Raw genomic sequence first — 21,783 nt, 5'->3', positions numbered from 1 at the left:
CATCGAACAACTTTGTAAGCTATTTCCAAAAGAGGCTCTTAAAACCTTCACTTCAGACAGAGGAAAAGAGTTTGCCTGCTATCCTCTGGTAGAGAATTTAGGAATTTCCTTTTTCTTTGCGGACGCCTATTCATCCTGGCAGAGAGGAAGCAATGAAAACGCAAATGGCTTACTAAGAGAATATTTCCCAAAGAAAACAGATTTAGCCGCTATCTCTGATGAGGTTTTGAATAAGGCTTTATATGATATCAATCACCGACCACGAAAATGTTTAGCTTACAGAACTGCTAGTGAAGCTCTAGAGGATGAGTTCAAGTAAATGTTGCACTTATTCTTGCAATTTATTGTTATAAAAATTTATCTTATGCCAAAAAGTTCCATGGTGACCTGCCAGCTTTCGCAAACGATGGGGCTTGGCTTTCTAAAATTTTACTATCCTTTATTTTAGGAGGCACAACTTTTGCTGGAGCTTGCTATTTATATGCAGGTTCCCTTGCGGTCGGGCTCTTTTGGTCTAGGTTATCTTCTCTAGTGCTGTTGGCTATCTGTATCTGGCAAGCCTTCAAATACGGAAAATCGCACCTACCCGCCAGAATCTGTCCTATTTTTGGAGTTTTCCTTCTTCTATTGACTATTTTTCATCCCTAGGCTATAAAAATAAGTCAACGAGACAGCCTTAAAAGCTGTTTCAAATTGTCTGTTGAAAATAATAGAGAGGCTGGGACTTTTTTGTCCCAGCCTCGTTTTTTGCTATTTTAATGCTTACAAGTAGAGCATCTCCACTCCTAATCAACCTAAATGGCTGTCCAACAAAAGTTTAACTTTATTTCTAAGTGGGACAAGGACCTTATAAAAAATCCCCACCGACTGGTGAGGAAAGAATTGATTAGTTCTTAAAGCTATGGATTGGAGCTGGAATTTGACCACCTCGGGCGATAAAGTCGGCAGAGGAATTTTTATTAACCGACATGACGGGGGCAGAACCCAGGAGGCCACCAAATTCGATGGTGTCCCCTTCCCTGCCCCTAGGGATGAGGCGGACGGCGGTGGTCTTCATATTGATAACCCCGATAGCAGCTTCATCGGCAATCATGGCAGCGATGGTTTCAGCTGGTGTATCCTCAGGAATGGCAATCATATCTAGACCAACCGAGCAGATGGCCGTCATGGCTTCTAATTTTTCCAGATTGAGAGAGCCAGCTTCGACAGCCGCAATCATGCCTTCGTCCTCAGAGACAGGAATGAAGGCACCGGACAGACCACCGACCTGGTTGCAGGCCATAACGCCACCCTTTTTGACCTGGTCATTGAGAAGGGCCAGAGCCGCTGTTGTCCCATGGGTGCCGACGGTTTCCAGACCCATTTCTTCCAGAACCCGAGCCACCGAGTCACCGACTGCTGGCGTTGGTGCCAAAGACAGGTCAACAATACCAAACTTGACACCTAAACGCTCACTGGCTAGGCTACCAACCAGCTGACCAATCCGAGTGATTTTAAAAGCGGTCTTTTTGACGGTTTCCGCCACGACATCAAAGGATTGACCCTTGACCTTTTCCAGGGCCCGCTTGACAACACCGGGACCGGAAACACCGACATTGATAACCACATCAGCTTCACCGACACCATGGAAGGCTCCTGCCATAAAGGGATTGTCCTCAACTGCATTGGCAAAGACTACCAGCTTGGCTGGTCCCATTTCTGACAACTGGGCGGTTTCCTTAATGATTTGGCCCATGTCCCTAACGGCTGTCATATTGATGCCCGACTTGGTTGATCCGATATTGACCGAAGAGCAGACAAAGTCCGTCTCAGCAAGGGCCCGAGGAATGGACTCAATGAGAATCTCATCACCCTTTTGGTAACCCTTTTGCACCAGGGCCGAAAAGCCCCCGATAAAGTTGATGCCAATCTCCTTAGCCGCCTTGTCCATGGCCTTGGCTAGGGGAACATAGTCAGTCGCATCGGTTGCTGCCCCAATGATGGAGATGGGTGTGACCGAGACCCGCTTATTGACAATGGGAATGCCCAATTCGGCTGAAATCTCATCACCGACCGCAACCAGATTAGCCGCCTTGTCAACGATTTTGCGATAGACCTTATCGGCAGCCCGATTGATATCGGGGTCGATACAGTCCAATAGAGAAATTCCCATGGTGATAGTGCGAACATCGAAGTTCTGCTCCTCAATCATGGCAATAGTTTCTGTAACCTGTTGAATATCCATGAGAGCCTCCCCTACAACTTGTGCATGGCATCAAAGATAGCCGAGCTTTGAATGTTAATCTTGACCCCAAGCTGCTCGCCCAGCTTTTCCAGCTCTAAGCGCAGCAGGCTAAAGTCCTTCTTTTCAGGAGAGGATACAACCGCCATCATGGTAAAATACTCGTCTAAAATTGTCTGGGTAATGTCGTCGATATTAAGCCTTAAATCGGCAATCTTAGCCGAAACACCAGCCACAATCCCCTGGCTATCTTTACCGACCACTGTGATAATTGCTTTCATCTTTTTTGCCACCTCATTTTTTAGTATTGTTAGTATTTTAGCATAGATTGGCTGATTTTTTCAAAAATTATCAGAATTTTCTATTAAAACAGCCGGCCTAGCCGGCTCATTCTTCGTTCTCACTTTCTGCCAAACTTTCCTTGACTCGGGCAATAAAGGCTTCCATAATTGGCGTATTTTTTCGCTTATTATTGGTGACATAACCCAAGGTGTGAACTGGGCTATCCGCCAGAGGAATCAAGACAATCTGCCCCTTGATAAAACCATTGACAATCCCCAATCCCGAGGCATAGGCATCTGAAGCCGTCAGCAGATTCATGACCGTCCCCCGGTCATTGCTGTACATGATGGTCTGATTATCCAGGACCTCCAGTGTGTCCTCATCAAAATGGAGACCCGACTTCTCCTGACGAAAACGGACCTGTGGATAACCCTCCAAATCTTCTTGGGTCAAAACCTGGCGGTCAGCCAAGGGATGGCCCCGCCGCAGAAAAACTTGAGTGGGAAATTCTCCCAAGGAGGTAAAACTCAAATCTTGATTGGCCAAGGACTTCTCCAAGATATGGCGATTATTGGAATCCAAATAAATAATCCCCATGTCACTTTCAAAGTTATCCACACTCTCTAAAATCTTCTTGGTGGTCGTCTCGATCAGTTGGAACTCCTGGTAATCCGCCTGAAAAGACTGTACTACCTGAGTCAAAGGCAGTGAGAGAAAATCATAATGGTGGGAGGCTACCGTGAAACTCTTGCGAAAGTTATGCTGATAACGACTTTCTAGCAAATCCAATTCGCCAATAATCCGCTTGGCATACTTGACAAAATCATTGCCATCATCCGTTAAGCGGGCACCTGTATTGGACCGAACGAAGAGTTGCACGCCCAGCTCTTCCTCCAAATCCTTGATGGAGGCTGAGAGATTAGGTTGGGTCACAAAGAGCTTTTTGGCCGCCTGACTAAAAGATCCCATCTCGGCAATAGCCTGAGCATATCGACACTGTTGAAAATTCATTGACACTTTCACCTCCAAGCAAAACCGGGCCGCCGCTTGGGCCCTGTGCAATTCCGAACTTGCCTTCCGATAAGTTGGATAAGCGACCAATATCGGCCCCCTTATCCAACTGTCCAATTCATTATAGCAGAGCCCTAGCCTAATGTGGGAGCAAGCCCAATAAGAATATCTAAAGGGTCTATTGTATTTTTTAATGGCGGGTATTGTACCTAGACGATAAAAATTGCTAGATGAAAGCATCACTTTGAATAGAGACTTAAATAACTAATTAGTATCAATTTAAGCTTAATACAGAAAATTACTATTTATCCTCACTTCCCCAGTTAGGCTTGTAAATCACTAGTTGGTGACACTAGCTTAGCCATATCCAAAAAATTACTAATTAGTGCCATATCCAAGCCGACAAAAAAGCCCACCCCACCTGACCTCCAAAGAAAGTTAGACTGGGTTGGACTTTACCGATTAGCAAAGCTAAACTTATTTGAGATTTTTAAAATGTTCAACATCACGGGCAATCATCAGCTCTTCATCGGTTGGGATAACCAAAACCTTGACCTTGGACTCTGGGGTTGAAATATCACCAACATAACCAAAGACATTCTTTTCAGGGTCGATTTCCATGCCGAACCAGGAGAGGCCAGCAATGATGTCCTGCCGCATATTGACGGCATTTTCACCCATACCAGCAGTGAAGACCAGGGCATCAGCACCATTGAGAACAGCAAAGTATTGACCGATGAATTTTTTGAGGCGGTCGATAAAGATATTGTAGGCCAGAACGGTATTCTTATCATGGGCCTGAATACCAGCCTCAATATCCCGCATATCGCTAGACTTTTCAGAAACACCCATGAGACCAGATTTCTTATTGAGCATTTCGACCACATCGGCCGCTGTTCCCAGTTCTGGATCCTGTTGAATCAAGAAAGGAATAATAGCTGGGTCAATATCACCCGAACGAGTTCCCATCATCGGACCAGCTAACGGAGTCAAGCCCATAGAAGTATCAACAGACTCGCCATGATAGTTAGCTGTAATTGAAACCCCATTTCCGATATGAGCCGTAATCAGCTTCAATTCATCCAAAGGCCGGCCCAAAATCTTAGCCGCTTCCTGGGCGACATACTTATGGCTGGTGCCGTGGGCCCCGTACTTACGCACCTTATAATCACGATAATATTTTTGCGGAATCGGATAGAGGTAAGCATACTTGGGCATGGTGGTATGGAAGGAGGTATCAAAGACAACCACGCTGGTAATGTCTGGCAGGATGTCACGGAAAGCCCGAATACCAGCTGCTGCACCTGGATTGTGCAAAGGGGCCAAGAGAGAAAGCTCTTCAACCTGCTCAATAACTTTTTCATCAACCAAGGCAGATTCCTTGAAATATTCACCACCAGCCACAACCCGGTGCCCAACACCAGTGATTTCTTGGTAATCCTTAATCAGACCGTGCTTGAGCAAATCCTCCAGGAGAATCCGAACCGCCATGGTGTGGTCAGGAATATCCAGCGTTTGCGAATCAGATTTATCATCATATTTGACCGTTGAGATTGAATCATTTAAGCCAATCCGCTCAATCAACCCCTTGGCCAAGACTTCCTCTTCGGGCATTTGGTAGAGCTGCCATTTGAGACTGGAGCTGCCGGCATTGATTGCGATTGTTTTTGACATGAGCTACCTCTTCTAATGTAAACGTTTTCTGAATTCAAGTCTTATTATAGCAAAAATTTTCATCAAAGAATATATTCAGCTGACCATTTCTTGAAATTTTCCATAAAATCCAAGAGCTTATCTCGGTCTTGCAAATCACTCAGCGGATAGACGAAGGTCTCGGGCGCCTGAACAGTCTGCTTCTGCAGGACAAAGATAGACTTGGCATTGGCCGGATTGCCAAAAAGTTCCTCAGGTAGGGTAATGACGGCCACGATGTCAGCATAACCCTTGAGCCAAGCCTTGAGCAGATCACTCTGGGGACTGGTCAGAAGATTGACTGGAGCCAAGAAAATGGCAAAACCATTGGCCTTCAAGTACTTGAGCGACTGCTCCATAAGCAGGTGATGGGCATAGGTGTGGTCATCCTGGGCAGCCACCTGGTAGCGACTGGCAATAGCATCATCGGGATAATAGCCAACGGGAAGATCGCTGACAATAATGTCGCTCTCCTTGAGCAGGGAAGGACGAACCGCATCCTCCTGCACGAAACTAGCGTCAGATCCCACAACATCAGCGATGCTGGCTGACAAATCAATCAGCAAATCATCCACTTCTAGCCCCAGATAATTCAGACCTTTACTGCTGTTATTGAGCAGGGTTTGAGCTAGATTGCCTGTTCCAGAGCCAATCTCCAGAAGGTCCAGACTTGCTTCCTTGGTCAGATTTTCCAGCAAGAAAAGCAGGACAAAACCAATACTATCCGGCGTAAACTGGTGGTTGGCCTGCAAGGGTTCAGACTGGGCCAGCTTAATAAAGAGAAACTGGTAGGCCCTCCGCCACTCTTCCTTGCTCAAATTCAAGTCACACAAGGCCTGGTCATTGGCCAAAACCGTCTTATTTTCAGTTTTGCCATCCAGATAGATAGCATTTTGCTCAATCAAGGCATCGTAACTATTGGTCTTCAAGTCATTTTGCAAGAGCTGAACATTCTCTAATAGCAGCTCATAAGCTTTTTCAATCGTTTCAAAATTCATAGTCCTATCATAACAAAAATGCCAGGAAATGGGAATGAGGAGGGGCCGGCCTGAATAGAGAAAGCCCTGCCCAAATGGACAAAGCTTTTTAAGATAACTCAGCCGATACTAATCTTCAACTCTTGCTTGAGAGCAACGGCTAATTTACTCATGGTCTCAATACTGGTATTGTTCCCCCTTTCAATCCTAGCAATAGTTGACTGAGGGACGTGGGATAATTTAGCTAGCTCTCTCTGACTTAAACCAGCCTTGGAACGTGCTTTTGATACTGCCAAAGCACTCTCCAGGATAGCTTTTTGTGTCTGAAAGCCGTCCTCAAAGGACTGATTTTTCCGCTCTTCTTCCAAAAAATCATCAAACTTAATGGTTGACATGAAACTCCTCCTCAAACTCTTGTTTTATTATTTTCGCTCTTTGAATTTCACTAAATGGTGTTTTTTGACTCTTTTTTGTAAAACCATGAGTTATGATAAAACGATTGCCTGAGACATGAAAATATAAGGCTCTTTGAATATTTGAGGAAAACTTAGAGCGAATTTCAAAAATTTCATTATCTAATCTTTTTACCCATTCCATTCGTTGGGCGACTAGCAAACCGTTATCTTGAATCACAGAAATTAAAGACATCAACTTTTATTGATCTTTCAAAGGTAGGGAATGATAGAATTCCATAAACTCATTGTGACCATTTGGTCTAGTGTAAAATTCAAATTTTGGATTATCCATTACAGCCTCATGACAGCATATACTGTTCAGAGATACAATTATCTTCTAAGTATAATTTAGGAAAGAAGCTACTAACTTCCGTCTCAAGCTTATACCTCCCCCTCACCCAGCGCTCGACTTTTCATCATCCGACTGCGAGCTGGCGGATTGAGTTGACGAAGAAGGTTGGGACTTGTCCCTGCTGGGGTCGGAAGATGAGGAGGATTTAGATTTGTCCTTGCTTTTATCCTTGTCGGAGCTGGAAGAGCTAGAGGACTCATTTTCAACGAAGTCATAGCTATAGCTAGCACCATCCGACAGGCTGACCTTGACACTCAGGAGTTTGCCGTCTTTGTGATAGCTGGCCTGGCCTTGCTCAAAGGTCATCTGGCCAGAGGGCTGATTGGCCTGCTCCTTGACCAACTGGGCTATCAGATAGGCCTGACTATTTTGCTCGAGAGCCTTATTTTGCCGCTGATTGGCCACTACTCGGTCCAGATAGAACTGCAAGAGCAAAATAAAGATGGCTGCCATCAGCAGGGCATAGATGAGGACCCCTGCCCTAAGACGTTTTTGCAAAATCATAGACAAAGGTCCTTTCTAAGCCTGATTTCAGAGTCAGCGAAATAGTGACGGTCTGACCAGTCTGGCTGATGGTGCAGGCCTTGAGGCCAAAGAGCATGGGCTGATAGCCCCGGCCGTCAGCATTGGTCTTGCGAAAATCATCCGAGCGGGACTGGCCAAAGGCTAGAGGCTGGTCACCCTTTTTGACATAAAGTTTATTGTCCGCCACCCGGTCCAAGTCAGTCCCAGATAGCTCTGAGCGAAGCTGCTGACAAAAGAGGAGCCAGTCCTCCTCATCATTCTTGCTGATGTAGGCAACATTGCTGGTCAAAACCTGGGTTAGCCCCTGATAGACCATGACACTGCCAGCGATGACCAAGAGGGCCACCAAGCACTCCAAGAGGGTGAAGGCTCGAATTCTAGTTTTTAGCCACATGGAGAACCTCCCTGCCATTTTCATAAACCCTGATGCTAGTCGAAGTCCGCTGAACCTGAACCGTCACCCCGTTCAGACTGAGACTGTCCTGTTTGGTCTGAACTGCCATCTGGGCAAGGTTGAGAACTTCCTGGCGATGAAGACTAGCCACCAGCTCCTGACGATCTCGGTTGATTTCCGTCAAGATTAAGGTGACAATGGTGACCAAGACTGCTAGAGCTATCAGGCTTTCTAAGAGAATATAGGCTTTAATTTTCCGTTTTTTTATAGCGACCACTTCCTATATAAAGTTGATAAGAGACAGAGCCATCCTTAGTTGTGAAGGTCAATTTTTCCAGCGAAGAATTGCCACCGGCTGGTGAAAATTCGATGCTGTAGGTCTGATTGGGCCTGACAGAATCAGGGATACTCAGACTTTCCTGACCATTGGTCACCTGGCCGTCAGCAATCCTCAAGGTCAGTTCCTTTTGCTGGGCATTACTGAGTTTCTGGCTGTCCTGATAGAGGTGTTCAAAAGAGAGAAAGAAGAGTTTCTCCTGCACGCCCGTAAAAATTTGCTGGACCCCGCCTGTGAAGCTTAGGAGTAAAAAGCTAGTGATGGCCAAGACCAAGAGACTTTCAATCAGAGTAAAGGCTCTAGTTCGGAACGTTGCGACTTTCCTTATGTTTCTTGTAATAATCATTGTAAGAATCCGCCTGTTTTTGGGTGATGTCACCATCAGAAACTAGTTTTGATACCGTGGCATCATCGCTATGATTGAGTTCATAGAGTTCCGCCTGACTTTCCACCACCTTGACAACGGCTGAACCGCCAGTATCCTTGACCTTATCCTTTTGCTTGGCCAAATTGGGGACAAAGAGCAGGAGCAAAACGCTGATAATCAGTAGCACGACCAGCATTTCAATCAGGGTGAAGGCTTTGACCTTCTTGCCTTTTAGGCGTTTGAGAAATTTTTTCATCATAAAGGTACCTCCATATTGTGATACATGGGCAGCAACATGGCTGCGTAAATCATGACGATAACAAGGGCCACCAGAATAAAGACTAAGGGCTGAATCAACTGAGTAGCTCGATTGACCCGACTAAAGAAGGCCTCCCAGGTCTCCTGAGCATAGACCTCCAGCTCACTACCTAATTTAGATTTGACCTGACCATATTCAATAATCAGGCTCAATTCCCGAAGGAAGAAGGGATAGTCCAAAACCTTGTGGTGGAATTCTTGACCAGCTAGAAGAGCCGCCTCCATCTCTCGGCCAATCTCCTGGAAGAGTTGGGATCTTTGCTCTTGCATAAGTTGGACAATCCGACTCATTTCTACCCCCTGACCAATCAAATTGCCCCACTCCCTAGCATAATAGGCAGTCAAGTAGAGTTGGACAAATCTTCCCAGCAAAGGGAGTCTAGCCAGGCGGCTGTACCAGGTGATTTTTCGCGACCGTCTTTGTAACCAGATCAAGCAAAGAATGACTAAGGCCAAAACCAGTACTCCAATTAGAAAGACCAGAGGAAAATGATTGATTATCCTGGTCGCCAGGTTGGTCCTTTCCAACTGGGGTAAGAGATAATTTCGCAGGCCCAGCATAATCAGAATCAAAAAGGTTAGAAGAATAATGGGATAGGTAGCGACCTCCCAAAGCTTCCTTTTAACAGTCATGAGGTGGGCTAGATAAGCCTCGATTTTCAGGAGACTGCCTTGGGTATTGCCATGCAGTTCTGCCAGAGAAAGCTGAGTGACCACATCATCGGAAAAGCCTAACTTGCCCATCATAGCTGCCAAATTTTCCCCCGCCAAGAGGGAGGCCCGCATCTCCTTGGTATAGGCCGGAGCCAGAAGGCTACTGCGGTCCAGAAAATCCACAATCTCGGTTAGGGTAAAGCCCGACTCCAGAAGATTATTGAAGAGTTGGATGACCTTACGCTGCCGGCTAGTCTTTAATTTTTTCGGCGGCCGCCTCTTCCTCAGTGAGATGTCCTGCTGCAAGAAGTTGGTCAATTTTTTCATTCCAGCACTCAGCCTGGTGGTTTTGAAAATGGTCTTGGGCAAAATCAATCAATCCTCCTCCCCCAATTAAACGCTGGTAGGCAATGCCGGCCAGACAATTATCTAACTCATCCTGGCTAACACCCAGCTCTAAAATCCGGGCGTAGACCCCTGGAATACTCTTGGCATGAACAGTCGAAAAAACTCGGATCCCTGTTAGGCTAGCCCTAATAACTGCTTGGGCGGTCTCCCTATCGCGAATTTCTCCGATAATTAGAACATCCGGCCGATGGCGCAGGGAGAGCTTAATCAAATGGTCATAGGTCATCCCGATAGAGGGATTAAGCTGGAGTTGGAGCATATTATCCTGCTTAATCTCAACAGGATCCTCAATGGTAATAATCTGACTGTCTGGGTACTTGCGACTGACCAGTTCATACATGAGGGTCGTCTTGCCCGACCCGACAGGTCCAGAAAAAAGGTAGAGGCCTCGCCCGATAATCTTGGGCAGGAGGGCATTTAGACCATCAAACCAAAATTTCAACTCTCGTTTTCTGTCAAAGAGCAGGCGAATAACCAGACTTTCTCGCCCTTGATAGTCGCCAACCGTCGATAAACGCAAGGCCGCTGTCTCACCATCAGCGAAGGCATAATCACAGGCACCCAGCTGGGCCCGTCGCTTCTCACCAACATTCATGCCAGCAAGAAATTTAAAGTGACTAATCAGACCCGCAGCCTGCTCGGGAGGGCAAGTCTGAATCAAGTGCCGCTTCTCGCCAAACCGTAGATAAATCTTATAAACAGCCAGCTTGGGCAAAAGATAAATATCCTGAGCCTGCTCCTCAACTGCCTGTCTAATCAATTCCTTTCCCAGCTCCTGCACTTCAACCATAGAAGACTCCTTATGTTAATGACAACGTTTATGTAGAGCGATCAATATTATCAACCTACATAAATTAGCAAGTGAGCTAAAGATTTTCTATAGAAAATCTTGTAGTCTAAACAAGCACTTTAACGCTTAGTGAAACTGCTCAGTCGAACACGCCTACGACTCTGTGGAAAAAGAGGAAGGCTCCTAGATGCTTGAGACAGCTTCGTTCTCTTACTCCCTTACTTTGTAATCCTTTGAGCCACTTTACAGCTTGGTATCTTAATTCTACGTCCTGCTTACTTATTAATTCGTAAACGAAGGCAAAAAAAGGAGATTGACATGAAAATATGGAAAAAGTTCCCTTAATTTGCTTATCAAACGATTTTAAATGCAAAAGAAAAAGCCGAGCAAAAACTCGGTCTTTATTAATCAATTTTACAAATAGTTTATTGCTCCACTTTTACCCGGCATTGAAAAGGAATAGGATTATCGTTACTCCGCTCATAACCTGGTCGATGCCAGTCCTTGGGAATAGCCTCCCAGTCTTTGAGCAGAGCTAGGGAGTAATACTGTTGCAAGTCCTCACCGCACTCTTCGCACCAGCGTTGGTCTTTACTATCCCAAAAAGCCGTCATGACACTGCTTTTACTATTAAAACTAGGGTAGCGGCCCATCAAATCAAACCACTCTTGCTTATAATATTTGAGAGCCTCATAGTAATCCTCAAATTCTTGAACCTTGAGGATATCATCTTTCCAGCCCTCAAGGAACCACCAAGGCTCCAAATCCCCGTACATTTTTATTACTTGATACATAGTTTAATCCTAACTTTTCCTGTATTATATAAGAAAAAATGACAAATTTAAATAAATTTGCTTGGAAATGTCAAAATATTAGAAAGTTTAATCAATTCTTATAGTTTTTTCTGGAAAATTTTATTCTTATCTGGCTAAGAAATCTCCACAGATTCTGGCTTTCTCATCGCCAGAATGGTAGAATAGAAGGCAATCACACCAAGATAAAAAGAGGATACTATGAGTGACAGCAAAGATATCAAGGGACTATCCAGCCAAGAGGTAGCCAGCCGCGTGGCCCAGGGCCAAGTCAATAGGGCGACCACTTCCGACGTCAAAACGACCAGTCAGATCATCAAAGAAAATACTCTGACCTATTTCAACCTGATTTTTGCGGTCTTGACGATTTTATTACTAATTAGTGGTAACATCGGTATTAGTAATTTTACCTTCCTGCCGGTGGTCTTCATCAATGCCATCCTAGGGATTGTCCAAGAGCTCCGCTCCCGCAAGATTGTCTCCAAACTGGCCATTGTCACCACGCCCAATGTGACCGTCCTGCGGGACGGCAGGCTGACCACCATTCCCGTTGAGGACCTGGTTCTTGACGATGCCATCCAGCTCTCGGCCGGTAATCAGATTTCTGTCGATGCTAACGTCCTTAGCGAGACCGTTCAGGTAGATGAGTCCATCCTGACTGGGGAGGCCGATGAAATTTCCAAGGCCCCAGGCGATGAACTCATGTCTGGTAGCTTCGTCGTCGCTGGCACCTGTCTGGCCAAGGTCATCCGAGTCGGCGAAGACACCTATGCGGCCAAGCTAGTTAAGGAAGCCAAGGCTGTTGATAGTAGCGAGCAATCCGAAATGATTCGCTCCATCAATGCCATTGTCAAATGGGTGGGAATTCTGATTATCCCCTTGGCCCTCATCATGCTTTACCAAAGTCTCTTTATCAATCAGATCGGCTTCGGTGGTGCCGTTAAATCAATGGTGGCGGCTGTTATCGGGCTGATTCCAGAAGGGCTCTACCTCTTGACCACCATCTCTCTGGTTGCCAGCACCATGCGGCTGGCCCGCAAACAGGTCGTCCTTCATGATATGAAAAGTGTCGAAAAGCTGGCTCGGGTCGATGTCCTCTGTATTGATAAGACAGGGACCATCACCGAAAATAGCATGTCGGTTCAGGACTATATCGCTACTGCTGCCTTTGATAAAAGCCCTGATACAGGCCTTCGTCTCGATAGCCTGATTGCTAGAGTGACCAATGAATTGGCTGGCGACAACGATACCATGGAGGCCCTCCAAGCCTACTTCACCAAGGAGCAAGCCAATGGCCTGACCCTCAAGAAGAAGAGCCTCCAGCCCTTCAAATCCTCCAATAAATACAGCGGTGTTATCTATGATGGCTTCTCCTATCTGATTGGGGCACCGCAAATCCTCTTGGGAGACGACTGGTCGACCTATGAAGAAGAGGTCAACCACTATGCTGCTCAGGGCTACCGGGTCCTAGCCTTTGGGAAATTGACTTCCGAACAGGTCGAACCCCTTGCTGCTCCCATCACGCCCTACGCCTTTATCCTAATTTCTAACCCTATCCGCCAAGAAGCCCCTGAAACCTTTGCCTACTTTGGCCGTCAAGATGTGGCCATCAAGGTCATTTCTGGGGACGACCCCGTGACCGTTTCCCATGTGGCTGGTAAGGCCCAAATCAAGGGAGCTGAAAACTATGTCGATGCCAGAACTCTGGTGACTGATGACATGGTTAAGGAAGCCTCCCGCACCTACACCGTCTTTGGTCGGGTAACACCTGAGCTCAAACGCCAACTAGTCTTAGCCCTGCAAGGTGACGGCCATACCGTTGCCATGACCGGTGACGGGGTCAATGATGTTTTGGCCCTCAAGGCTGCCGACTGTAGTATTGCCATGGCTTCTGGAAGCGACGCTGCCCTCAATGCCTCGCAAATCGTCCTCGTTGACTCCAACTTTGCCAGCATGCCATCGGTTGTGGCCGAGGGCCGTCGCACCGTCAACAATATCGAACGCTCAGCCAGCCTCTTCTTGATTAAGAATATCTTTTCCTTCCTGTTGGCTATCCTTTCGATTATCTTTGCCATCACCTATCCGCTCAAGGCCTCGCAGATTTCGCTGATTTCAGCCTTTATGATCGGTCTGCCAAGTTACCTCTTAACCCTCGAGGCCAATAACAAACGGATTTCCGGTCACTTCATGCTCAAGGTACTGAAAAATGCCCTGCCAGCAGCCGTTGCCGCCGTTGCCGCTATCGGCCTCCTAGTCGGAGCAGCCGTCTTCTTCCAGATTGACTACAACCAAACGTCAACCGTTTCTACCTTCCTGCTTTCTATCATCGGCTTTATGGCTCTGGTTCGCCTATCTAGACCCCTGACCAAGAGCAAGGTAGCCATCATTGCCGTTTCCATTCTGGCCTTCATCATCTCGGCCGCTCTGCTCAAGAATATCTTTGAGCTCAGCCACGTCACCCTAGATGTCTTCTTGCTGGGCCTGGTCTTCTTCCTAGTTGGCGAATCCATCTACCGCAACCTCTCCACCTTCTTCGACTTCATCGCCAACAAGGGCTGGCGACGTTTCAAGTGGTTTAGGAGGTAAAGTACAAGCAGGTACAGAATTTAATTAAAATAAAAAAACGCATGAGATCAACGCTTTGAAAGCAAAGATATTATGCGTTTTTATTGATACTTATAGTAAAAAATTGAGGCCTGTCATTCGACATGCCCCACATGTATCCTTGACGAACAAGGCTTTAGACTAGTTATAGTCTATCAAAATAATAGAGAAAATCAACCTCTACTTATTGATTTTCAGCTAATTTGGTACATATTTGGTTAAAGTTAAAGTCAATCTCAAGCACAGACGGAGTTTTCAATCTTAAACAAACTTTTCCTTACTCCTTCTGACTTGGTGTATAATGTAAGGGACACATCAGAAAGTTAGGAGAAGGGAAATCTCATGAAAATTGTCTATGCTAGCCGTCAGGGCAAAACAAAAGAATTAGTCCAAGATCTGGGATTTGACCAAACCCTTCAGATTGAAAGTGGTCAGGAAGTAGTGAACGAGCCCTTCGTCCTCTTCACCTACAGCGACAAAGTTGGAGAAACACCTGATTTGGTCAGCCAGTTTTTGGAAAGGAATCATCAAAACCTCCAAGCTGTTGTTGCAACAGGCTCTCTTGAGCGCCATCGGGAAACCTTCTGCTTCGGTGGTCAAAAAGTCGCCCTCAAATACGGTGTTCCTCTCTTAGCCACAATCAACGGGCGTGGAAGCAAGACCGATGAAGCCAAAATCCTAGAAGCCCTTGCCCAACTAGGATAAGTATACAGGGATGGCTCTTATGGTGACGAGCACCACTTCATCTTCATACTAGTGCAAAAGACTCTAAACAGGGAATCCTGTTTAGGGTCTTTATTTTAATTAGTTTTTAAGAGCTGTAAGGCTGGAACCAAAGATAGCCTCGATGGCTGCTGGATCGCGGTGGTCGAAGAATTGGCTCTGGCCCTTGTCCAAGTTAGCCATGGTTTCCATGTCTTCTTGGTCTAGGCTGAAATCAAAGACATCAAAGTTTTCTTCCATCCGTTGCCGGCGGACAGATTTTGGAATGATGACAATGTCTCTTTGCAGAAGCCAGCGCAGAATGACTTGACCGTTGGTCTTGCCATATTTTTGCCCGATTTGAGCGATAGTTGGATTAGTAAAGATGTCATGCTTGCCTTCGGCATAAGGAGCCCAGGCTTCTACCACCACATCTTCCCCTTGGAAATAGGCAACATCAGAATTTTGTTGGAACCAAGGATTGACTTCAATTTGATTGAGAACTGGCTTCACCTGGCTCATCAAGGTCAGATTCTTATACTGGTCAGGATAAAAGTTAGACACGCCCAAGGCACGCAACTGACCAGCCTGATAGGCTTCTTCCATGGCCCTCCATGCCCCAGCCACATCACCATAGGGTTGGTGCAGCAGATAAAGGTCGATATAATCGGTTCCCAACTTCTTTAGAGAAGTTTCAATGGCCACCTTAGCCTTTTCATAGCTGGCATCAGCTACCCAAAGTTTGGTGGTTAGAAAAATTTCCTGGCGTGGAATGCCACTCTTCTTGATGGCAGCCCCTACTGCTTCTTCATTCCCGTAAGCCGCAGCCGTGTCCAAGAGGCGATAACCGGACTCCAAGGCATTGAGTACGGCTTCCTCACACTCCTCCAAGTCCGGAACTTGGAAAACCCCGAAGCCCAGTTTAGGCATTTTTAGACCATTATTCAATGTAAGATATTCCATTAGCTTTACCTCTTTTCTTTGATAAGCCTATTCTAACTCAGATTTCTAGACTTGAACAGAAGCAAGTTTGTATGCTAGTATACAGTTAACGTATACTAAAGGAGCCAAGCATGCTGGATAATGATTTACTAGAGCAATTAGTCACCTTTGCAGATTTGGGGACCGTTTCGGCTACCGCCAAAAAATTATTGGTAAGCCAGCCCTCCATCACACGGGGGCTGCAAAAACTGGAAGAAGAATTGGGGGTCAAACTTTTCGACCGCCAGGCCAATAAACTTAGCCTGACTAAAACCGGAACTCTGGCGGTTCAGGAAGCTCGCTCCCTCCTGCAAGCTCAGGCCGATTTTATCAAAAATCTTCAAGCCTTTGACCAGAAACAAAATAAAATCAAAATCGCCTCTGTTGCTCCAGGCCCTCTCCTACTACTATCGGAGCGCTATTCCCAACCAAACCAACTTAGCCTGCCAAAGGAAGAGGACTTCATCAAATCCGACCAGATTCAGGACTTGCTTGAGCGACAGCAGCTAGACCTAGTTTTCAGCAACCAAGAAATCCAGACTGATAAATTAGAATCGCTTTACTTGGGACAAGAACAACTCTTTGTTAATCTAGATCCCTTTACAGCCCTGGCTGCCAAACAGAGCTTGCATTTTCAAGACTTGAAAAACATGAACTTCATCGTGCAAGAAGCTATCGGTATTTGGCGACAAATTATCGAAGAGGCCGAGATTCCTGGACTTAAATTTCTTTACCAAACAGATGACCAAGCCTTCTCAGTCATTACCAGTTATTCCAACTTTCCCTATTTCACCAGCAACCTAACCCTGGCCCTTGAACCAGATAGAAGCAAAGATCGCAAAGTTTTGCCCCTAATGGACGAACGAGCTAAACTGGACTTCTACCTAACCTACCCCAAGGAGAAAAACGCTAAACTGGCCAACTTTATCAAGGAAGTCCAGACAATCTGGCCGAGATAAGAGGAAAGTTGGCGAGCCACTGAGGGTCGTAAAGAAGGTGTAAAATTAGTGGTCTATAAATCTAGTTGTCAAGTTCTCTATACCCTTTGCTCAAAAAGTTGCATTTGTTTAACATTTGCGATTCAATTTCCTTGAAATAGATAAGGAGGACAGACCATGGCAAAAACTGCAAATATTAACTTGAGAATCGAACCCGAAACCAAGGCACGCGCAGAAAGTCTCTTTAATAGTTTTGGGATTTCCGTGACAGATGCTATCAATATTTTTCTCAACACCTCTATCATGGAGGGGGGATTTCCTTTCCAAATTAAGCAACCCCGCTACAATCATGAAACTGAGGCTGCCATCGAAGAGGCCCGTCGTATCATAGCTAAAGAGGAAAAAGCGAAAACCTATGCAAACTTGTCTGAACTCTTGGACAACTTAGATGAGGACTAGCTTATGCTCAAGCTTGTTGCTACCAAACAATTCAAAAAAGACCTAAAGAAAATTCGTAAACGAGGGCTAGCATTAGATAAACTAGAATCTCTCATCGCTCTCCTACAAGCCGAAGAGGTGCTTCCCCAGAGTTACCGGGACCACGCCTTGGTCGGAGTTTTCGAGAATGTCAAATCGAACCAGACTGTCTCCTAGTCTACGCCGTAGATAAAGACCAGCTAATCCTGACGGCCACCAGAACTGGCAGTCACTCCGATTTATTTTAAGGATAAAAAGAAAACGAGTACAAAATCGTATTCGTTTTTTGTCTTTATTGAAATTCAGTCCCCAACTTGACACAGTCATCTCTATCACTTCCCCATCCGATAGAATCATCGGTGTGAAAAGTTGACAGAAAGGAAGGTAAACCTTGGTAGCAAGATTATTCGATTAGCAATTACGACTTACTTGGTCAAGTTTCGCAAAATTTCTTCTTCAATATCCGCCAAGTCTCGGGCTTCTTCCTGACTAACTAATCCCAAAACCTGGGTCTGATAGAAATAGGTTAAGAGCGGTCCGACCATTCGTCGAATCAGACTGGCTAGAGGTAAATCCTTACGAAAATTTGGATCACTGAGTTTAATTTTTTGCAGAACCTCCAAATCTTCTAAGCCCTGAAAGTTCTTCAAGAATTCCATTTTAAAATTTTGATTGGTCAAAAACTGCTGCATAAGAATCTTGAGTAAGGGCGCATTGGCCTTGATAAAAGTCCAACGGTCCTGCACCAAGAAATGTACTGCCTCCTGCAATTTTTCATAGGCCAAAAGATTGCTAAAAAATTCATCCTTAATCTTAGGAATTACCGGTTCTAGAATAGCCAGCAGCAAATCTTCCTTAGTTTTGAAATATTTAAAAATCGTAGCCTGGCTGACCCCAGCCTGGGCTGCAATTTGGAGGGTTGAAGTCCCATCAAAACCCTGGCTAGCAAAAAGCTCAATGGCAGTGGCCAGGGCCCTTTTTTTGCCCGGCGGCATCTTCTCCTCCGCCAAAATCTGAAGGTAATCCTTAATAATATTTTGTGGCATAATTTCCTCAATCCGTTTTATTACTAACTAATTATATCTACTCTTACCAGTCTTGACAAGATATTTACTGCTAGTTTAGGTAAGCCGAAGCAGGGTTTTGTATCTGATGGCTTTAAAACCAGACAATCGGTTATAGGGCTTAGCTAGAATTTGCAAGAAGCCCAAACCGCCCTAGCAGTTCTTGTAGTCAGTCTAGTAAAAAACAATAGACTGACTTTGTCCCTCAAACCTTCCGATAGCGTTTCATTCCCCAAATATTGCAGACAGTCAATATCATAACAAAGAACAAGAGAACCCAGATATCGGTGCTGACGGCTGATAGGCCTTGGCCCCGCATCATAACCTTGGTCAGAGCATCGCCTGAATAAGGCAAGGGTAGGAATTTCCCAATGACCCGCACCCAACTGGCCATGGAATCCAAGGGGATTAAGCCTGAGAAAAAGAACTGAGGAATGACAACCAAAGGAATAAACTGCATCATTTGGAACTCTGATTTAGCCAAGGTTGACAGCAAGATACCAAAAGCGAGTGCTACCAAAGCCATCAGGACATTAACCAAGATGACATAAGCAACATTTCCCACAACCTCAATATCCAAGAGCCAAATGGTTGCAAAGACAATGACCAAGGTTTGAACCACCGCCAGGAGACCGTAGGCAAGCAGATAGCCAAAGACAATGTCACTGCGTTTGACAGGGGTTGCCAAAAGTCGATCTAGAGTTCCGCTGGTTCTCTCCTTAAGTAGAGCCATGCCGGAAATCAGAAAGACAAAGAAGAAAACAATGAACCCCATCATGATTGGTATCATCTTATTAAAAAAGTTAGAATCCTTGTCGCCATAGTTATAACTTTCCTTGAGACTGACCTTGGACACTTGCTGACTAGCTAGAGGTTTCTGAGTTTGCATTTGCGGGGGTAGGCTTGCTTGAATTTGTTTCAATTTAGTAGTTAACTGTTTCATACCATCCGCCAGCTGACTAGTCGAATCTTTTGCAATGGCTGCCTTAAGCACCTGGCGAATCATTGTTGTCTTAGTCGCATCTGTATTGGCATAGCGGACCTTAAGTTCCTTATCTCCTTTCTGGGTCAAAACAGCATCAACCTGGCCCGTCTTCATATCAGCCTTGGCCTGCTTGAGGCTAGTATAATTTTTCAGGGTCACATGCTTAGTGTCTTGAAGATTTTTGACCACCTGACCGCTAGTATCAACCCTTGCAATGGTGACATCAGTAGTGGTATTGGCCGAGAACATAACATTCATCAGCCACATAATGATAATAGGGGCGACAAACATGAGGGCCAGCGTCCTTTTATCCCGCAACATTTCCTTGATAATTCTTTTACTAATAGCTAGAATTCTCATAATCTTACTCCTCGCTTGCTTCTGCTTCTAAGAAGACATCTTCAATGGAATCGACCCCGTAACTCTCTTTAAGCTTTTGCGGCTCATCGCAAGCGATAATTTTACCTGCCAAAAGTAGAGCAACACGATTGGTCAGTCCCGCCTCGTCCATAACATGGGTAGTAATGATAATGGAGCGTCCCTGATCTCGGATAGTCCTCAGCTCCTTCCAGACTTCCCTCCTCAAGGCAGGGTCAATTCCCACCGTCGGCTCATCTAAGACCAAGAGTTCGGGATTGCCCAGTAGAGCGATTGCCAAAGATAAACGTCGCTTCATTCCACCAGAATAGGCGGAAACATAAATTTTCAAGCTATCTTGTAAATCCACAACTTTGGCCACATGAGCGATTGCTTGGGCTAAGTCCTTATGCATCAAACCCTTCATCTGGCCGAAAAATTCCAAATTCTCCAAACCTGTCAAACTCTCATAAAGGGCATCAGACTGAGCCATATAGCCGATTCTGCCTAGAACATGGCGATTAGGCATCTGCTTATCCAAGACCAGAGCCTGACCGCTATCCGACTTTTCCATGCCCAACATGGTCTTAATCAAGGTGGATTTACCAGCCCCAGAAGGCCCAATCAGACCTAGAATTTCACCCTTGGCCAGCGTCAAGCTGACTCCATCCAGCACCATCTGGCTTCCAAAAGCCTTGTGCAAATCCTGCAAATCAATCCGATTTTCCATAACTGTCACTTCCTTTTAAAGAGCAAGAACAAAGGTAGGATAAAAGGCTATCCCAGTCATTTGTTCAATCCCAGTCATTTGTTCAATCTAGAGAGGTGAGTGACCACTCACCTTATTACAAGTTCTATTGTAGTGAGTGTTCACTCATCTGTCAAAAAAATTCCACAAATTTTTATGGTATAGTAATTGATATAAAAAGAAAGGTAAAGCGAGGTCCTATTATGTCTACTTTGGCTTCTGATAAAAAGATTATTAATTTCCAAGCAGACCGAGGATTAGTGGACAAAGCAAAACTAATTTTAGAGCAACAAAATACAACGATGTCAAAGGCCTTCAACCTCTTTTTAAAGAACATCGTCGTCACTAAAGAACTTAACTTACTAACAGAAGACGAATTAGAAAAAGAGCAACTGTTCAAGCAGTTGCAAGCGGAAGCCCAAGCCTCCTACGCTTCATTTGAAAAAGGTGATTACTATACGGACGACGAATTAAAAGAACGCTATGGACTATAAAAAGTATAAAATCGTCTACTCCAAGCAAGTCATTCAGCCACTTGATGATGTTTTTGACTATATCAGCAAGGAACTGAAATCCCAAGTTAATGCTAGAAACAAGATTGCCAGCATTCGACAGGATATTCAATAGCTAGAGTTCTTCCCAGAAGCCGGTTCTAATGCCGATGAACGCTTCGGCAAGAAATTAGATCCCAATTTTACAACCAGAGGATTTCCCTTAAGTCGGGACTACCTTGTTCTCTACACGATTGTCGAAGATGAAGTTAGGATTGCCTATCTCTTTTCCACAAAAAGTGATTATATAAAGTTATTAAAGCCATCCTCAAAGAAATAGCAAAAAGCCTATGAAACTGATGTTTCATAGGCTTTTATACTGTCAGAATCAGACAAATAATTGGTCACCTGATACTCGTAAGCTTTTTATATTATCACTAACTAAAGATAGTATAACATAAAAAAACGAACCTCAATGGGGTCGATTTTTTAGATTTCTTGTAATGAGCCTGGGACAAAACTATCCCTCAGCCAACGAAAAAGCAACGGTTTTGATACCGTTGCTTTTTGCTTGACATAGGTAGTCTTGATAAAATATAGTTGACAAAAAAATAATAGAAAGGCTACCTCATGTACAGTCACTATAACACAAATCAAACGACTCTGCCACTAGAATTAAGCGCATTCTTACCCCACAACCATCTCGTTTTTACGATTGAAAAGGTGGTCAATAAACTAGATGATAATGCCTTTCTAAACTTTTATCATGAGGTTGGGCGGCCTTCTTACCATCCCCAATTACTCCTAGCAGCCCTTTTATTTGCTTATTCTCAAGGGATCT

At 45.0% G+C, this 21,783-nt stretch carries 27 protein-coding genes and 2 pseudogenes; 10 read left to right on the top strand and 19 right to left on the bottom strand.

Annotation, left to right across the window (positions count from 1 at the left end):
- The coding region (locus BS63_RS0109165; RefSeq protein ID WP_028798556.1) for an IS30 family transposase at window positions 1-319 on the top strand (319 nt) is incomplete at its 5' end.
- Window positions 320-345: 26 nt separating this feature from the next.
- Window positions 346-648: pseudogene (locus BS63_RS1000000111965) on the top strand (hypothetical protein); the annotation flags it as partial.
- Between the two features lie 238 nt (window positions 649-886).
- Here BS63_RS1000000111965 and BS63_RS0109160 read toward each other — a convergent pair.
- From BS63_RS0109160 to BS63_RS0109085, 15 genes are all read right to left on the bottom strand, one after another.
- Window positions 887-2,224 carry a PFL family protein gene (locus tag BS63_RS0109160; protein ID WP_002959528.1) on the bottom strand — a complete coding sequence of 446 codons (1,338 nt, stop codon included), beginning with the start codon at window positions 2,222-2,224 and terminating at the stop codon, window positions 887-889.
- 11 nt (window positions 2,225-2,235) lie between these two features.
- Window positions 2,236-2,502, bottom strand: a complete 267-nt coding sequence (locus tag BS63_RS0109155) for an ACT domain-containing protein (protein WP_002959526.1) — start codon at window positions 2,500-2,502, stop codon at window positions 2,236-2,238.
- A 106-nt stretch (window positions 2,503-2,608) separates the two neighbouring features.
- Window positions 2,609-3,514: a LysR family transcriptional regulator gene (locus BS63_RS0109150; protein ID WP_002959524.1), complete on the bottom strand. Its 906-nt coding sequence runs from the start codon at window positions 3,512-3,514 to the stop codon at window positions 2,609-2,611.
- A 477-nt stretch (window positions 3,515-3,991) separates the two neighbouring features.
- Window positions 3,992-5,188 (bottom strand): acetate kinase, encoded by a 1,197-nt coding sequence (locus BS63_RS0109140; protein ID WP_002959522.1) that lies wholly within the window; start codon window positions 5,186-5,188, stop codon window positions 3,992-3,994.
- A gap of 62 nt (window positions 5,189-5,250) precedes the next feature.
- Window positions 5,251-6,204, bottom strand: coding sequence for a class I SAM-dependent methyltransferase (locus BS63_RS0109135; RefSeq protein ID WP_019771347.1), 954 nt, complete (start codon window positions 6,202-6,204; stop codon window positions 5,251-5,253).
- 98 nt (window positions 6,205-6,302) lie between these two features.
- Complete coding sequence (locus tag BS63_RS0109130) at window positions 6,303-6,578, bottom strand: helix-turn-helix domain-containing protein (protein ID WP_002959518.1); 276 nt, start codon at window positions 6,576-6,578, stop codon at window positions 6,303-6,305.
- Entirely contained in the window at window positions 6,565-6,831 is a 267-nt protein-coding gene (locus BS63_RS0109125; protein ID WP_002959516.1) for a type II toxin-antitoxin system RelE/ParE family toxin, read from the bottom strand. The genes BS63_RS0109130 and BS63_RS0109125 overlap by 14 nt, the downstream gene beginning before the upstream one ends.
- 201 nt (window positions 6,832-7,032) lie before the next feature.
- The gene (gene comGG / locus BS63_RS0109120; protein WP_002959515.1) at window positions 7,033-7,494 is read right to left on the bottom strand and encodes a competence type IV pilus minor pilin ComGG; all 462 of its coding nucleotides are present in this window, start codon (window positions 7,492-7,494) and stop codon (window positions 7,033-7,035) included.
- Window positions 7,472-7,909 carry a competence type IV pilus minor pilin ComGF gene (comGF, locus tag BS63_RS0109115; protein WP_002959513.1) on the bottom strand — a complete coding sequence of 146 codons (438 nt, stop codon included), beginning with the start codon at window positions 7,907-7,909 and terminating at the stop codon, window positions 7,472-7,474. The genes comGG and comGF overlap by 23 nt, the downstream gene beginning before the upstream one ends.
- The gene (comGE, locus tag BS63_RS0109110) at window positions 7,893-8,186 is read right to left on the bottom strand and encodes a competence type IV pilus minor pilin ComGE (RefSeq protein WP_002959510.1); all 294 of its coding nucleotides are present in this window, start codon (window positions 8,184-8,186) and stop codon (window positions 7,893-7,895) included. Before comGE ends, comGF begins: the two co-directional genes overlap by 17 nt.
- Window positions 8,158-8,592: a competence type IV pilus minor pilin ComGD gene (comGD, locus tag BS63_RS0109105; protein ID WP_254051091.1), complete on the bottom strand. Its 435-nt coding sequence runs from the start codon at window positions 8,590-8,592 to the stop codon at window positions 8,158-8,160. Before comGD ends, comGE begins: the two co-directional genes overlap by 29 nt.
- Entirely contained in the window at window positions 8,546-8,872 is a 327-nt protein-coding gene (gene comGC / locus BS63_RS0109100; RefSeq protein WP_019770073.1) for a competence type IV pilus major pilin ComGC, read from the bottom strand. The genes comGD and comGC overlap by 47 nt, the downstream gene beginning before the upstream one ends.
- Window positions 8,869-9,912: a competence type IV pilus assembly protein ComGB gene (comGB, locus tag BS63_RS0109095; protein WP_002959504.1), complete on the bottom strand. Its 1,044-nt coding sequence runs from the start codon at window positions 9,910-9,912 to the stop codon at window positions 8,869-8,871. The genes comGC and comGB overlap by 4 nt, the downstream gene beginning before the upstream one ends.
- The gene (comGA, locus tag BS63_RS0109090; RefSeq protein ID WP_002959503.1) at window positions 9,836-10,783 is read right to left on the bottom strand and encodes a competence type IV pilus ATPase ComGA; all 948 of its coding nucleotides are present in this window, start codon (window positions 10,781-10,783) and stop codon (window positions 9,836-9,838) included. The genes comGB and comGA overlap by 77 nt, the downstream gene beginning before the upstream one ends.
- Window positions 10,784-11,208: 425 nt before the next feature.
- Window positions 11,209-11,577, bottom strand: coding sequence for a DUF1033 family protein (locus BS63_RS0109085; RefSeq protein ID WP_019781971.1), 369 nt, complete (start codon window positions 11,575-11,577; stop codon window positions 11,209-11,211).
- Between the two features lie 219 nt (window positions 11,578-11,796).
- Between BS63_RS0109085 and BS63_RS0109080 the strand changes: the two genes are divergently transcribed.
- Together BS63_RS0109080 and BS63_RS0109075 are read left to right on the top strand one after the other, a co-directional pair.
- Window positions 11,797-14,181 carry an HAD-IC family P-type ATPase gene (locus BS63_RS0109080; protein WP_019771344.1) on the top strand — a complete coding sequence of 795 codons (2,385 nt, stop codon included), beginning with the start codon at window positions 11,797-11,799 and terminating at the stop codon, window positions 14,179-14,181.
- 360 nt (window positions 14,182-14,541) lie between these two features.
- A complete protein-coding gene (locus BS63_RS0109075) occupies window positions 14,542-14,904 on the top strand; it encodes a class Ib ribonucleoside-diphosphate reductase assembly flavoprotein NrdI (protein WP_002959493.1) in 363 nt (120 codons plus the stop codon).
- A 99-nt stretch (window positions 14,905-15,003) separates the two neighbouring features.
- Here the strand turns inward: BS63_RS0109075 and BS63_RS0109070 are convergent, their stop codons facing one another.
- Window positions 15,004-15,864 (bottom strand): aldo/keto reductase, encoded by an 861-nt coding sequence (locus BS63_RS0109070; RefSeq protein ID WP_002959490.1) that lies wholly within the window; start codon window positions 15,862-15,864, stop codon window positions 15,004-15,006.
- A gap of 110 nt (window positions 15,865-15,974) precedes the next feature.
- Between BS63_RS0109070 and BS63_RS0109065 the strand changes: the two genes are divergently transcribed.
- The 3 genes and pseudogenes from BS63_RS0109065 to BS63_RS1000000111425 all read left to right on the top strand — a co-directional run bounded on the left by BS63_RS0109065 (window position 15,975) and on the right by BS63_RS1000000111425 (window position 17,545).
- The gene (locus tag BS63_RS0109065) at window positions 15,975-16,841 is read left to right on the top strand and encodes a LysR family transcriptional regulator (protein WP_002959489.1); all 867 of its coding nucleotides are present in this window, start codon (window positions 15,975-15,977) and stop codon (window positions 16,839-16,841) included.
- Between the two features lie 156 nt (window positions 16,842-16,997).
- Entirely contained in the window at window positions 16,998-17,279 is a 282-nt protein-coding gene (locus BS63_RS0109060) for a type II toxin-antitoxin system RelB/DinJ family antitoxin (protein ID WP_002959487.1), read from the top strand.
- A gap of 3 nt (window positions 17,280-17,282) precedes the next feature.
- A pseudogene (locus tag BS63_RS1000000111425) lies at window positions 17,283-17,545 on the top strand (type II toxin-antitoxin system RelE/ParE family toxin).
- 177 nt (window positions 17,546-17,722) lie between these two features.
- Here the strand turns inward: BS63_RS1000000111425 and BS63_RS0109050 are convergent.
- From BS63_RS0109050 to BS63_RS0109040, 3 genes are all read right to left on the bottom strand, one after another.
- Window positions 17,723-18,343: a TetR/AcrR family transcriptional regulator gene (locus tag BS63_RS0109050; protein ID WP_002959483.1), complete on the bottom strand. Its 621-nt coding sequence runs from the start codon at window positions 18,341-18,343 to the stop codon at window positions 17,723-17,725.
- Window positions 18,344-18,566: 223 nt separating this feature from the next.
- Window positions 18,567-19,706 (bottom strand): ABC transporter permease, encoded by a 1,140-nt coding sequence (locus tag BS63_RS0109045; RefSeq protein ID WP_002959481.1) that lies wholly within the window; start codon window positions 19,704-19,706, stop codon window positions 18,567-18,569.
- 4 nt (window positions 19,707-19,710) lie between these two features.
- Entirely contained in the window at window positions 19,711-20,433 is a 723-nt protein-coding gene (locus BS63_RS0109040) for an ABC transporter ATP-binding protein (protein ID WP_002959479.1), read from the bottom strand.
- A 221-nt stretch (window positions 20,434-20,654) separates the two neighbouring features.
- Here BS63_RS0109040 and relB point away from each other — a divergent pair, with 221 nt between their 5' ends.
- The 3 genes from relB to BS63_RS1000000112205 all read left to right on the top strand — a co-directional run.
- Window positions 20,655-20,945 (top strand): type II toxin-antitoxin system RelB/ParD family antitoxin, encoded by a 291-nt coding sequence (gene relB, locus BS63_RS0109035; protein ID WP_002959477.1) that lies wholly within the window; start codon window positions 20,655-20,657, stop codon window positions 20,943-20,945.
- The gene (locus BS63_RS1000000112160) at window positions 20,935-21,078 is read left to right on the top strand and encodes a hypothetical protein (protein WP_002959475.1); all 144 of its coding nucleotides are present in this window, start codon (window positions 20,935-20,937) and stop codon (window positions 21,076-21,078) included. The genes relB and BS63_RS1000000112160 overlap by 11 nt, the downstream gene beginning before the upstream one ends.
- A gap of 494 nt (window positions 21,079-21,572) precedes the next feature.
- Window positions 21,573-21,783, top strand: a 211-nt coding sequence (locus tag BS63_RS1000000112205) for a transposase (protein WP_028798554.1), incomplete at its 3' end; no start/stop codon positions are given.

This window comes from Streptococcus sobrinus DSM 20742 = ATCC 33478 (assembly GCF_000686605.1).
Lineage (GTDB): Bacteria > Bacillota > Bacilli > Lactobacillales > Streptococcaceae > Streptococcus > Streptococcus sobrinus.
This window is presented reverse-complemented; position numbering and strand designations above follow the sequence as displayed.